The organism is Arthrobacter sp. FX8 (assembly GCF_026723805.1).
Lineage (GTDB): Bacteria > Actinomycetota > Actinomycetes > Actinomycetales > Micrococcaceae > Arthrobacter.
Genome location: NZ_CP113505.1, coordinates 3,931,791 through 3,945,323 on the forward strand (window position 1 = coordinate 3,931,791; position 13,533 = coordinate 3,945,323).

11 protein-coding genes are annotated in these 13,533 nt (G+C 60.3%); 6 read left to right on the forward strand and 5 right to left on the reverse strand.

Annotation, left to right across the window (positions count from 1 at the left end):
* Nucleotides 1-46: 46 nt before the first annotated feature.
* Nucleotides 47-766: a GntR family transcriptional regulator gene (locus tag OUO20_RS18415; protein WP_268002370.1), complete on the reverse strand. Its 720-nt coding sequence runs from the start codon at nucleotides 764-766 to the stop codon at nucleotides 47-49.
* 330 nt (nucleotides 767-1,096) lie between these two features.
* Between OUO20_RS18415 and OUO20_RS18420 the strand changes: the two genes are divergently transcribed.
* From OUO20_RS18420 to OUO20_RS18445, 6 genes are all read left to right on the forward strand, one after another.
* On the forward strand, nucleotides 1,097-2,359 hold the full coding sequence (locus OUO20_RS18420) for an ABC transporter substrate-binding protein (protein ID WP_268002371.1): 1,263 nt from the start codon (nucleotides 1,097-1,099) through the stop codon (nucleotides 2,357-2,359).
* A 37-nt stretch (nucleotides 2,360-2,396) separates the two neighbouring features.
* Nucleotides 2,397-4,007 carry a sugar ABC transporter ATP-binding protein gene (locus OUO20_RS18425; RefSeq protein ID WP_268002372.1) on the forward strand — a complete coding sequence of 537 codons (1,611 nt, stop codon included), beginning with the start codon at nucleotides 2,397-2,399 and terminating at the stop codon, nucleotides 4,005-4,007.
* Nucleotides 4,004-4,996: an ABC transporter permease gene (locus tag OUO20_RS18430; RefSeq protein WP_268002373.1), complete on the forward strand. Its 993-nt coding sequence runs from the start codon at nucleotides 4,004-4,006 to the stop codon at nucleotides 4,994-4,996. Before OUO20_RS18425 ends, OUO20_RS18430 begins: the two co-directional genes overlap by 4 nt.
* Entirely contained in the window at nucleotides 4,993-6,012 is a 1,020-nt protein-coding gene (locus OUO20_RS18435; RefSeq protein WP_268002374.1) for an ABC transporter permease, read from the forward strand. The genes OUO20_RS18430 and OUO20_RS18435 overlap by 4 nt, the downstream gene beginning before the upstream one ends.
* A 41-nt stretch (nucleotides 6,013-6,053) precedes the next feature.
* Complete coding sequence (locus tag OUO20_RS18440; RefSeq protein ID WP_268002375.1) at nucleotides 6,054-6,554, forward strand: carboxymuconolactone decarboxylase family protein; 501 nt, start codon at nucleotides 6,054-6,056, stop codon at nucleotides 6,552-6,554.
* A gap of 138 nt (nucleotides 6,555-6,692) precedes the next feature.
* Nucleotides 6,693-8,150 carry an aldehyde dehydrogenase family protein gene (locus tag OUO20_RS18445; protein ID WP_268002376.1) on the forward strand — a complete coding sequence of 486 codons (1,458 nt, stop codon included), beginning with the start codon at nucleotides 6,693-6,695 and terminating at the stop codon, nucleotides 8,148-8,150.
* Nucleotides 8,151-8,527: 377 nt separating this feature from the next.
* On the opposite strand, the gene OUO20_RS18450 is transcribed toward OUO20_RS18445, so the two are convergent.
* The 4 genes from OUO20_RS18450 to OUO20_RS18465 form a co-directional block, all read right to left on the reverse strand.
* A complete protein-coding gene (locus OUO20_RS18450; RefSeq protein ID WP_268002377.1) occupies nucleotides 8,528-9,691 on the reverse strand; it encodes an iron-containing alcohol dehydrogenase in 1,164 nt (387 codons plus the stop codon).
* Nucleotides 9,692-9,822: 131 nt separating this feature from the next.
* A complete protein-coding gene (locus tag OUO20_RS18455; RefSeq protein ID WP_268002378.1) occupies nucleotides 9,823-11,364 on the reverse strand; it encodes an FAD-binding protein in 1,542 nt (513 codons plus the stop codon).
* 522 nt (nucleotides 11,365-11,886) lie between these two features.
* Nucleotides 11,887-12,978, reverse strand: coding sequence for an NADH:flavin oxidoreductase/NADH oxidase (locus OUO20_RS18460; protein WP_326498054.1), 1,092 nt, complete (start codon nucleotides 12,976-12,978; stop codon nucleotides 11,887-11,889).
* Between the two features lie 142 nt (nucleotides 12,979-13,120).
* Nucleotides 13,121-13,504, reverse strand: a complete 384-nt coding sequence (locus OUO20_RS18465; RefSeq protein ID WP_268002379.1) for an SDR family oxidoreductase — start codon at nucleotides 13,502-13,504, stop codon at nucleotides 13,121-13,123.
* Nucleotides 13,505-13,533 lie beyond the last annotated feature (29 nt).

The following is a 13,533-nucleotide window of genomic DNA, read 5'->3' on the forward strand; positions in this document are numbered from 1 at the left end:
GGAATCGGGCGGTTTCGCTGGTTTGTCGGTACTGCGCTGTGGCTGGTCAGGCCGTCTGGTTAGCCAGGACGTCCGTCCCTGCCGTGGATGCCGGGCCGGAAGCAAAGCTGTCCAAGGCGATTTTTCCTGCGCGTTCTACATGCGCGCGGCAAAGCCGGCATGCTTCATCTGCATCCCGTCGCCGGATGGCATCGACGATTTCCTCCAGCTCGTTCACGGTCTGCTCAAAGCGGCCAGGTGTGCTGAGAGTCCGTCGGCGGAGAATCGTCACCCTATTGTTGAGCTGATGGTGCATTTGGGCGAGCACTTTGTTGCCGCAATTGGCCAGAAGCACCTCGTAGAAGACATTCTTGGCCTGCAAAACCTCCGCCGGGCTACTGTCGGCGCCTGCTGCGCGAAGTGCTTGGACGGCTGCGCTGAGGGCTGTTATTTCGTCTTCCGTTGCCCGCATGGTGAAGCCATGCGCTACGTGCCCTTCAATAAGTTGCCGGGCCTCATAGATCTCCCGGGCATCTTCCTCGGTGATGACTGCCACGGAAATCCCTTTATGGACGACGTTGGTAATCAGTCCTTCGGCCTGCAGTTGCTGGAGCGCCTCCCTCAAAAGGGTCCGGCTTACGCCGAGCTTCGCGCAGAGATCGCGTTCCACGAGTTTCTGGCCGGGCTCGAAGGAACCGTAAATGATGGCATCGCGCAGGACGTTCTCAGCCCGCTTGCGCAGCGACATGTCCTCGCGCCCCAGTAGTAACCCGTCCGGCGTCTCCATCGTGTACCTCCAGTGCAATGATGTCCGCTCCAATTTACTACGGATCGCGGGCACACGCCATAATGTCCGACAATCATACTTTGGTGCACCCTCTTGAGCTGGCAGGCCTGGTACCTGTACCCGGCACTCCCGGCGTGGCTTATTTCACAAAATCTATTGCGCAGACACCCAGCGCCTCCTATACTCGGAAAATGCGCTGCATTATTGTACGACAAAAAGTCATTGGGACAATATGGCAGTTGTGCGCGGTGGCTGCGGGGGCGGCCACCAGATAAGTGCGTGGTCAATCCGGCCCGCACCGGGTAGTACTCACCCTGGAGGACAAGAAAGATGGTCAACGAAGACCTCAATACCGGCTCGTCGCGCCGCCTGCGTGACAAAGGATCTCGGTGGCGCCCCGCCGCTGTCCTCGCCGTCGCCGTGTCTCTGCTGCTGACTGCCTGTTCCGGAGGTGGCTCAGATTTTGGCCCCACGGGGCAGGGCGCCACTGGAGGATCCGAGGACAGCGTGCTTACCTCGCTCCCGAAAGACCTGCAGGACGACTACGAGAACTTCAAGGTCCCCACCGGTCCAACTCCCTACCTTGAGAACTGGAAGCCCAAGGGCCCGCCACCTTGGACCATCGGGTACGCCAGCCCGTATTCGGGCAACTCCTGGCAGACCCGGGCCATGACGCACCTCATGGACGATGTCATCCCTGCCTACAAGAAGGCGGGCCTTGTCGATGAAGTGGTCGTGACCCAGTCCAATTCGGATGACACGGTGCAGAACCAACAAATCCGCCAACTGGTGGATCAGGGCGTGGACATCCTGATCGCCTGCTGCTCATCGGCCACAGCGCTCAATCAGTCCATCCAGTACGCCCATGACAAGGGCGTTCCCTTCGTAAACTTCAGTGGACACGTTGATTCCCCATACTCCATCAGCGCTTTGACCAACTACTTCGAGGCTGGAAGGGTTTCCGCCGAATCGGTAATCACGAAGATGGGGGGCAAGGGCAACTTGCTGGACGTGCTCGGGGTCCCCGGTGCGGCCAACGCGGCCGATTTCGAAGCAGGCGTTCAAGCCGCCGTTGCAAAGCATCCTGACGTAAAGATCGTCGGCACGGTGACCGGCCAGTGGTCTGCTCCAGTTACGAAGACCGAAGTTCAAAAATTCCTGGCGACTAACACCGGAGAAATTAACGGAATCGTCGTTCAGCCGGCTTCAGCCACCGGCGCCCTGCAGGCGCTTCAACAGTCGGGCCGGCCAATCGTGCCGATCAATATTGGCGGGGAGACAGGCGCCGCCTGCTACTGGGTCAAGAACCCTCAATTCGCCACCACCGGTTTCAACATCTGGCCCCCAGGTGAGGAAATCGCCCTTGGCGTCGAAACTGCCGTACGGACTCTGGAAGGACAGGGCCCACTGATCCGGTCCATTGTGAGGACCCCCTCCGAGTTCAGCTATGACTACGCCAAGGAAAAGCTCGGTACCAACTGCGACGTGAACGCCGACGGCTGGCTCGAGCCGCCAACAGGTACATGGCTATCCGGTGAGCATCTCGACAAGTTCTTCAAAAACCCCTCCGACCCCATGGCCTGGAAGCCCTAAAACGGCACCTGACCCCGCAAGCAGTAGGAGCACCAGCATGGCCAAGGCCACACTGCCCTCTCCGTCTCAGTCACTAAAGGCTGAGACGGAGAAGCAGGAAATCAGTGTAGAAATCAAGGGCGCAGCGAAGTCGTTCGGGGAAACCAGGGCACTACGGGGAGCCAACTTCTCGGCGGCCGCCGGGGAAATCCACGCCATCGTGGGTGAGAACGGCAGCGGCAAGAGCACGCTCGCAAAAATCATGTCAGGCATCGTGCTTCCTGACGAAGGCACCATCCTCATCAACGGCCGTACCGTGAGGAACCCCTCCGAGGCACTCAGCACGGGCATCGCCACCGTTTTTCAGGAAGTGCTCGTCGCCGAAGGTGCCAGCATCGCCGATAACGTTTTCATCGGCATACAAGGGCTCTGGCGCTCCCGGATCTCCCGTAAGGAGCAGAACAGGCGCTCGGCAGAGCTGCTGGAGACTCTGATGGGCCACCCGGTGAACCCCTTAGCCCTGGTGGACACGTTGTCCCTGGCGGACCGTCAATGGGTCACGATAGCCCGTGCGCTCATCCGCTCGCCGAAAGTAGTCATCTTCGATGAGTCAACCGCTGCCTTGGACCTTCCGGGCGCTGCCCGGTTGTATTCGGAGATGGAACGGCTGCGTTCGGTCGGTGCATGCGTGATCATCGTTACGCACCGTATCGCCGAGCTCACGACGTTCGCTGACCGGGCCACGGTCCTTCGTGATGGCATCAACGTGGGCGTTCTCAGCGGCGACGAGATCACCGAGAACAGGCTGATAGAGCTGATGACCGGGGTGGCTTCCGAAAAGGGTCTGGCTGGCGGCACCCATCATCAGCGCGTCCGCAACCTCTCCAGGGAGAATGTGGCCCTCAAGGCCGACGGACTGGTGGCCACTCCTGGAGCCCGCCCGTCCGACTTCGAACTTCGTGGCGGAGAGATTGTCGGCTTCGCGGGACTGGACGGACAGGGGCAGGCGGAATTCCTGCAGGCCCTGACCGGCGTCAGGCCTGCCATCTCCGGCGAGGTCACTGCCCTGGACGGGGACGGCCGGCCGGCACCCATCACCTCCCTGGCGAAGGCCATCGAGTCGAAGGTCGAGTACATCTCGGGGGACCGGAGGAAGGAAGGTATCTTCCCCAATCTGAGCATCCTTGAGAACTTCGGAATGCCCCTCTACCAGAAGCATCGGCGCGGCATGTTCATTGACCGCAAAGCCATCAGCAGCCGCTTCAAAGACATGTCCTCGATGCTGAAGCTACGGGCCGGCGCTTCATCCAATCCCATCACCTCGCTAAGCGGTGGGAACCAGCAAAAAGTGCTGATCGGCCGCGTTCTTGCCCAGGGACCCCGGGTAGTGGCACTGAACGATCCTGCCCGCGGAGTCGATATCGGCACCAAACGCGAGTTGTACTCCCAACTGGACACGCTGGCAGGAACAGGTGCCGGTGTCATCTACCTTTCTACCGAAATAGACGAGCTGATCGGTCTCTGCGACCGGGTGGCAGTCTTTCGCGACGGCGCCCTGCTGGGGTGGCTTTCAGGAGAGCAAATAACCTCCGACCGGGTCCTGTCAGGGATGTTCGGCCATCTGGAGTCCAATTTCGATGTTGAGAAAGCCCTGGTCGAACAATCATGAAGCCACAAAGTTCCTTTGCCCGGCTGGCGAACAGCTCGTCCTATGCTTTTGCAGCCTGGGGCCTCCTCCTGATCCTGCTCGTCGTCTGCGCAGTCCGGGCACCCTACCTGTTCAGCGCCAGTGGAATCGGCGGGCTTCTGGTTTCCGCCGTGCCGCTCATTCTGATCGTCATGGGCCTTACCGTCACGGCACTGGTCGGCAGCGGAGTCGACTTGTCCGTGGGGCCGATGATGATTTTCATCAACGTCACGCTCGTACGGTTCTTTTTCGATAACCAGATCGGGACCCCCGCACTGATTTTCGCTTGGGCGCTGGGCATCGGCATTCTCATCCAGGTCATTCAGGCAGTTGTCATCACCGTGGCACGCATCGAACCGGTCATCGTGACGCTCAGCGCATTCCTGGCTCTGTCGGGCATCAACCTGGTGATTCTCGCCCAGCCTCAGGGACAGGCTCCCCGATGGCTGGCTGAATGGGGATCGGGACGATCCATCCTCGCCCCGATGACGATAGTGCTGATCGTCGCCATCCTCAGCTGGTGGGCCTTCACCCGGACGCCCCTGTTCACCAACCTCCGGCTGGTCGGGTCCAATCAGCGCACAGCCTTCGTCAGCGGAGTCCCTGTGACCCTGATCCGGATCATCGCCCATGGCATCTCAGGACTCCTTATCGGAGCTGGGGGCCTCGCCTACACCGGGCAGATTGCCTCCGGGAACCCGACCCAGGGCGGAACCTACACCCTCGCCGCCATCACCGCCCTTGTCCTGGGCGGCATCAGCCTCGCCGGGGGCCGCGGCGGGGTTCTGGGGTCCATCCCGGGTGCCATCGCCGTAACGCTGATCTCATTTACCCTGACGACCTTCTCGCTCGGATCGCTGGCATCGTTCGTGGTTCAACTGGCCTACGGACTCATCCTGGTGCTGGCACTCCTGGTCAGCGTGGTCGCCCCCACCCTATGGCGGAAACGCCAGGAGGTTAAAGCATCATGACGACCATCAAAACCCCCGCAATTGGCAAATCAAGTCCGCTGATGGGCAGAGTTTCCGGACAAAAGAACATTGTCCTTGGACTGGTCATGCTCGCCGGCCTAATGATCGTGGGTGCCACCACCGTGCAGGGGTTCCTGTCCGCACCGAATATTCGCTCGATGCTCCTCCTGGGTGCGTTCCTTGGATTGGCTTCCGTAGGCCAGACCATGTGTGCCCTTCTCGGAGGGCTTGACCTCTCCATTCCCTACCTGATTGGGTCGGCCAACATCGGAACCCTTTACCTCATCAGCGCCGGGGTACCGGCCGGCCTGGCCATCTTCCTGGTCCTCGCCGCCGGCCTTGTGGTGGGCATACTGAATGGCCTGTTGAGTATGCGGCTACAAAATCAAGCACTCATCGTGACCCTCGGTGTCGGATTCGCCACCGTGGGGGCAACGCAGGTCCTGACGAGCATGGGTGCCTCAAATGCAGGCGGTACCAGCGGCGTTGTCCCGGAATGGCTGGCGAACATCTCCTCCCTCAACGGCGAGACTTTCGGCCTGCCAATACCTCCCATCGTGATCATCTGGATCATTCTTGCGGCCGGCCTGGTGCTGGTCATGCGAAGGACCTGGTTCGGGCGCAGTACCTACGCCCTGGGCGGTAACCGGTCGGCAGCCCGCCTGATGCTGATCTCCGAACCCCGTCGGTGGGTCACCGTCTATGCCATGAGCGGGTTGTTCTCAGCCATTACCGGTGTTCTGCTTCTGGGCTTCACTGGCGGGGCCTTTGTACGGGTCGGAGACCCGTATCTTTTCCTCACCGTGGCCGCGGTGGCAGTCGGAGGTACATCCCTCCTGGGCGGCCGGGGCGGATACGGCAGTACGTTGCTCGGGGTTCTGGTGCTCATCGCTTTGACCTCACTGCTGGTCGGATACGGGCTCAACAACAACGCCCAGCAGTTCGTTCTTGGGCTGCTCATCGTTCCGCTGGTCGGCTTCTACGCCCGAAACCCTCACATACGCCAGCAAATCTAAAGCCTCACACACGCTGGTAGGCCTGAAGATCACGCAAGCCAATGAAGAAGAACCAGCGGCATAAATTGAGGCAGCGGATGCGGGCAATCAGCCTTAAGGACTACAAAGGAAGAACGATGGACAGCAACGATGCGGCAACCCAGACCCAGCAAACCAGCCAGTGGCAGGACGGGATAAAAGTACGACGTGAGGTGCTGGGGGATACCTATGTCACCGAATCTCTGGAGCGCTCAGCCGGTACCGAAAGTGAGGCCCTCCAGGCCCACATTACTGAAACGGTCTGGGGGGCTGTGTGGACTAGGCCCGGACTGGACAGACGAAGCCGAAGCCTGCTGAACATCGGGATGCTCGTGGCCCTCAATCAGCATCATGAACTTGCCATTCATCTCCGGGGAGGACTCCGCAACGGACTGACCCGGGAAGAAATTGTAGAGTCCATCATTCATGCAACAGCCTATTGTGGAGCGCCTGCCGGGCTGGCTGCAATGCGGGTCGCTCAGAAGGTACTCGACGCAGAGTCGGCCGCGGCCGGAGCCCTGTAAGTAGCTGAGGCCTGACGGCCGTAGCCAGAGCGCAGTTTCAGGCAAGCTACCTACCTCCGGACCGAGGCACGCCCTCCAGTTGCTGTCACCAAAACGACCGGACCGACGTCCAGGGTCAAAATTCATAAAAGGAAAATCATGGCACCGAAGCTCAATCATTGGATCGATGGCCGATCAGCCGTTCCCTCCAACAACTCCTACCGGGAGGGCGTTAACCCGGCGACCGGCGGGGGAGGTGTTGAAGTAGCACAGGGCAACGTTGATGACGTCAAAGCAGCTGTCGCCTCGGCAGAGAACGCCGCCCGGTCTTGGCGGCGCTTTCCATCGGCCCAGCGCGGACGGCTGCTGGGCAACCTGGCGCGGACGATGCGTGAGAGAAGCCAGGAGCTGGCCGAACTGGAAATCCAGGATACGGGCAAGCCACTGGCAGTGGCACTGAGTGAAGTTGAGAACTCTGCAGCCTACTTCGAGTTTTACGCGGGGCTGGTAAATTTCCCTGTCGGTGACACCCTCGATGTCGAGCCCGACCAGCACATCTACACGCGTCGGGAACCCTTCGGGGTAATAGGCGTGATCACTCCCTGGAATGTCCCCTTGAACCAGGCCGCCCGGGCCTGCGCACCCGCGTTGGCGGCCGGCAACGTAGTCGTCGTCAAACCAGCGGAAGCGTCCTCACAAACGACGGTCGCTTTGGCACAAATGGCCACCGAAGTCGGTTTTCCCAACGGCACGTTCAACGTGGTCCTGGGTAAAGGATCCGAGGTCGGAACGGACCTCGTCCGCCACCCGTCGGTCCGCAAGGTCGCCTTCACCGGCTCTGTCGCGGTGGGCCAGACGATCGGCCACCTTGCCGCGGACAGGGTCATCCCCTTGACCCTGGAACTGGGCGGGAAATCTGCGAACATCGTGTTCGAAGACGCTGACCTGGACTTTGCAGCGAAGGAAGCGGTGAGGGCGTTCACGACCAACGCAGGACAGATCTGCTCTGCGGGAACACGGCTCCTGGTTCAGAGGTCCATCCACGACAAGTTCGTTAGAGCTGTGTCCGAGGTTGTCAGCACGCTCCGCCCCGGCCAGGACCTTGGCCCCATGATCACCCGCGACCAATACCAGCAGGTTCAAAAATACTTTGACGTTGCGAAGGAAGAAGGACTTCAAACCGAGGTGGGCGGGGACCTGCCGGCCGATGAGAAACTCCAAGGGGGCTTCTACGTCAACCCCACGGTGTACTCCAACGTAGACAACTCGGCGAGACTGGCACAGGAAGAAGTCTTTGGCCCGGTCCTCGTGGCCATCCCGTTCGACACCGAAGAAGACGCCATCAGGATCGCCAACAGCTCAGACTATGGACTGGTGGCCGCCGTATGGACCAAGGACATCTCCCGTGCCTTCAGGGTGACCGAGGAAATTGAAGCAGGCCAGGTCTTTATTAACACCTGGTCCACCGGCGCAGTCCAGACTCCCTTCGGAGGCCACAAGTACAGCGGCTATGGACGGGAGAAGGGCATTGAAGCACTTAACCACTACAGCCACCTCAAGTGCGTCGTGGTCTCGTACGCCGACCGACAAGGCCACTCCGCCGGTCTTCCGGACTAAAAACCCTTCCAAAGCCGCCGCCCAGCGGACACCCAGTGGGCGGCGGCTTTCCTGTGCGCTGCGCCGCGCTGGGGAAGATTAGCCACTTCTGGTGCAGTGCCGGAGATGCCCGGCCATATCCGATGCTCCTCGGTGTTCCGCCTGGGCGCCCGACAAGGAATGTCATCCTCCGCTATTCCTAATCCTGCTGCAGTCCCTACTGCCGGCCCAGCAGCCGTCATCCAGACAGTAACTGGGCCGTGTCCCGGGCGCACGCACGTCTCCGGCAAGCAGAACGCAGAACAGCAGCCCCCGTCCAGGTGCTGGATAACCTTCAGGACGGGGGCTGCTGGGCTCTGGTGCACGGACGGCTGTCCGTACTGTGGCGGGATTCGTTGTCAGTAGGCCTTTTGCAGCAGGGCGCGGACATCATCGGCGGTTACCGGCCGGGGGGCCTGGCGCAGTACCGCCTCCGCTTCACCCATCGTGGCGCGCACTACGTTCTCCAGGGCCTCGGGGGAAATATCGAAGTCGCGGATGCTCCGCGGCACCTCAAGCTCATCAAACAGCTTCGCCATCTCGTCCGGTGCCGACAGCGGCACCGATGCTCCTCTGGCCTCCGCAAGCACCTTCGCCATCACCTCCTGTTGGGCGGCGGTGGCTTCTTGGAAGAAGCGCATGACGTGCGGCAAGGTAATGCAGGAGGTGACGCCATGGGGGACACCTGCTGCACCCAGCTGGTGTCCGATCGCATGTGAGAGCCCGACAGGGACGTTGTGGACTCCGACCAGCGACATCCAGGCTGCCTGCTGGCACCGCAGGGTGGCCTCGTGGTCCAAGGGGTTTTTCGCTGTTTTCGGTAGATCTTCAGCCAAGGCGCGCAGAGCGGCAGTGCACAGGGCCGTTGTGAATGGGTGGGCGTTGGTGGCGTAGGCGATTTCCACCGCATGATCGATTGCCCTGACACCGGTGGTGGTCCAAAGGCTGCGCGGCGTCAGAGCAGCAAGGTCCGGGTCAAGGACAACGGTATTGGGCGTCAGGGCCAGGTACCTGGTGAGCTCTTTCGTGTCGGTCACGTCATCCACGAATGCCGCGACGCCGTTCCACTCCGCTGCCGAAAGCGTGGTGGGCACGGCAATGACCGGCACTGGGGTTCCGGTGAGGTCCGGAAGGCCGTGGGAGATACTGTACCGAAGAAAGTCTTGGGGGTCGGTGATTCCCTCTCCTACACCCAAGGCGGTGAGTTTTGCGGCGTCGATCGCTGAGCCGCCGCCGATTCCAATTATGACGTCCGCGTTCACACTCTGAGCTAGATCCACCAGCTCTGCAAGCCCTTTGACCGGGTTGTGTGCTTCCACCTGGGTATGAACTGCTGCGACCCTTTCACCCATTGAGCTGACGAGCTCAGCAAACTGTGGACTGGCTCCTAATGTCCTGCCGGTGAGCAGGAGTGCACGGTTCAAGCCGCGCCTGTTGAGCTCGGCAGGAATCTGTTTCAGGGCGCCCCGGCCCTCGATAACTCTTTCAATGCGGGGCATCTCGAAGATGCGTGGCTGGCTCATACTTTCCTCCAAACTGGAATCGGCACGCCCCGACAAAGTGGGACGTGCCGATTCCTATACATGATGTTCCTTGCCCCTGCACGGGCAGGAGATTATTGCGTTGGTCCCTGATGGAAACCTGGCGGTTGAGGTCAGCGCCTGCTTCCTGCTGCCTCGGCGGCCTTTGACGCAGCCTCTGACTCCGGGACGGAGGGGAGGGCGGATTCATCGACCTGTGTAGTGGAGGGAACCTGCGGTGCCGGGGCGGCACTGTCGGGTGCTCCGATTTCGGTCAGGTACTTAACGGCGTTGGCGCCTGCGACGCGGCCGAAAGTCATGGAGCGGATCGAGGACGTGGCCGGCGGGTACTCGTGATAGAACAGACCCGTAATTTCGCCGGCTGCGTAGAGGCCCGGGATAACGGCACCGCCACGCGAGATGACGCGGGCATCGGTATCGACCTTGAGCCCGCCGTATGTGAAGGTAATGCGGGCCTCGAGCGGGTAGCCGTAAAACGGGCCGGATTCGATTTTGTTCGCCCAATTCGACTTCGGTGGAGTGATGCCCTGGGTGCCCAACCCGTCGAGAATCTCTGGCTGGAAGGGTCCGCCCGGAGTTGAGTTATTGAATTCCTGAACTGTTGCCTCAACGGCCGCCGGATCCAAGCCAAGCTTCGTGGCGAGCTCGGCAAGGGTCGCACCCTCCTCGGGCTCCAAGTCCGTGGTTTCGTAGACCCAGCCCGGACGCATCCGCTCCATGACAGGTTTGTCGGTGATGAAGTAAGCCTTCTGATTCTGGTTCTTCCAGACTTCGTACGCCAACAGCTCGAAGTGGGCGAAGAGATAGTCCTCACCTTCATCAAAGAAGCGCTTACCTTCCTGGTTGACGCAAATGCCGTAGTTGTGGCCCCAGATCACGGCGTCCGGTCGGCTGGTCCGGGAGTCGACAACCTCTGAGTGGAACATGTCGAACTGACCGGCCGTATCCGCTCCGAGGTCCATTGCCATGCGGATACCGGCACCCTTGTTACGATGCAGGCCTGGAACGATCGGCTTGATGTCAACGGCGTTGTTGCCCAGGTATTGGGTCAGCATCTCGGGATTGCCCTCGAAGCCGCCGGAAGCGATGACAACGGCATGGGAGGTGAGTGTACGCAGCAGGCCATCCTTCCCTCGGACGACGACGCCGTTTACTCGGCCATCATCCGAAATGCTCAGCTTGACTGCCTCGGTTTCCCACAGAATTTCGGCGTTATCGAAGGACTGGAAGTGGGTGAGGAGGTTGTTCACGATCTGCAGACCGCCACCGACGGGCCACTTGATGCTCTTGTCGGTTTCGTATTCAAGTGCGACGTCGTTTTCCCAGTGCTGATACAGCTCAACGCCGTGGCTTTCCAGGTACTTGATGGTGCCCGGGACCTCGCGCTCAAGAGCCAGGCAGTATTCCCGGTCGGCCAGGCCTTTGGACGTTTCCTGGACCCGGTCCTTCCAGGACTCATCGAGGCGGCCGTCTTCGTAAACTCGAAGCCAAGCCATCGTCCAGCGCGACCCGCCTGAGCGTTCGTCCTCGGCGCCGACTTCCACCACGGCTACACGGCCTGACCTGCCTTCTTCGGCAGCCTTCTCGCAGTAGCTCAACGCAGCTGACGCACCGGCGAATCCGCTGCCAATTACAACCAGATCGTATTCAGACATTATCTGTATTCTCCGTCCATCCCCATCGATGTTTGTCGGACAATCCGACTTAGTGACAATACTACGGTCTCGTGTTTCATAGTGTCAACGGTCACGTAAGTACGTGATGCAGGCCATGTCCCGTCATGCCTGCCAAGGTTGCTGTTTTGCACGCCCCTGCGACCCCTCACCGCCTGCGTTTTTGCTATCGGGTGGAGGAAATCTCTCCCGATCTAGGTTCGAAGGGGCCACAACATCTCTTCTTGGCGGGAAGGCGCCAACCAGGACAACTGGGCCGATTGAGGTGATGACACCAGAAATTCCATGGTTCCGCCGGGACTTGATGCCCCTTCCCGCACGGGTTGCCTTCGTTGCGTCGCTGCCCCCGCTCCTACCAGCGACGGACAGTGCTCGGCGGCAATCAAACGGAAGCGATTCCTGGGAACCGCTCCCGTTCTTTCGCACATGCCTACGGTGAGGTGGCAGGCATGGAGTCAGCGCCTCGTGGGCACTCACGTCACCAACTTTCGGCCTAGCGGGAGGCTAGACCGCGTAGGAGTATTGCTCAAGATAGCGCGCATCAGAGCCAAGCGCCGATGCTGCGTTATTTGGCCAAGACGCATCCCGGAGGAGGGCCCTGCCTATGAAAAGTGCGTCAGCGTGACCGTGCTCAAGGAGCTCGGCAGCCCATGACGGATCATCAATCCGACCGACTGCAGCAACCGGAGCATCAACGTTGGAGCGTAGTTGCTGTGCGTAACGCGTTTGGTAATCCCGGTCCCGTGGGATGGGCGTGGGGACCAAGCCGCCACTGGATGCGTCGATTAGATCTACGCCGTGTTTGGTAGCTGCACGGGAAAGTTCGATGGTGTCCCGGATCGTCCATGACGCGTCTTGAAGGTCGGGATTTTCATCTATCCAGTCTGTTGTCGACACACGGAGGAAGACAGGGAGGCTTGGGGGCCACACGGACCTCACGGCATCGATAACCTCGATGACAATCCGCGATCGCCCAGCCAGGTCTCCGCCATAGGAGTCGGTGCGCCGGTTCGACAATGGAGATAGGAATGAGTGGAGCAAGTAACCGTGGGCGGCATGAATTTCAACAACCTTAAATCCTGCCGTAAGGGCACGCTTGGCGGCTGATGCGAAGTCCTGCACAACCGAAGCGATATCTTCCTTGCTCATTTCACTGGGAGCACTGTAACCCGGGAAAGCAACTGTGCTTGGCCCTTGTGTCGGCCAGCCGTGGCGGTCTTCTGTAAGTTGTTCACCGCCCAGCCACGGTTTGTCGACGGACGCTTTCCGGCCAGCATGTGCGAGTTGGATTGCCGGGACGGCTCCAGCTTCCGTGATTGCGGAGGTCAGCCGACCAAATACTTGTGCCTGGTCATCGTTCCACAGGCCCAGATCCCACGCGGAGATGCGACCCACAGGACTGACCCCGGTGGCTTCTACCATCACAAGGCCCGCACCACCGGCAGCTCGGGCCGCGTAGTGGGCAAGATGAAAATCAGTGGGGGCCCCTACGAGCTTCCCCTCCGGCGCTGCACTGTACGTGCACATTGGCGACATCCAGAGCCTGTTCGGTATGCGGAGACTACGAAGTTCCAGGGCGGCAAATGGGTTAGTCATAGTGCATTTTTCCTTTCGATGGTTCCCCTCGGGGTCAGCGCCCTGCTGGTAGGGGAACCATGATTATTCAGATTGGGGTGAGTTGCTGCGCTGCCAAGTGCACCGTGGAAGAGGGACAAAGTACATGCTCAGGCCCGGACAGTTACCAGTGCTGCCGGGTCGGAGAGATACTCATGTCGTTGAGCGTTACATCCTCTGGCTGGTTCAACGAGAAGAGAACTGCCCGGGCGACATCTTCAGATGTGATGGCGAACTTGTTCAGTTCTTCGGCGGCTGCACGGCCCTTCGGGGCGGTGACTTTTTCAGCCCACCCGGTGTTGATAACGCCCGGGCTCAGTGTATTGACGCGGATACCATGATTGACGCCGAGTTCTCTCCGCATCGACTCAATCATGGCCTGCACAAAGAAGTTGGTGGAGGAGTACACTCCCGCTGCGGCGTCGACGTGGTGTCCAGCGACGGAATCCATATTAAGAATCTGTCCTTCCCGCGCTTCAGCATTGTCGGAAGGACGCGGCGATGCCATGGAGGTAACCAAAAGCGTCAGCCGAATGA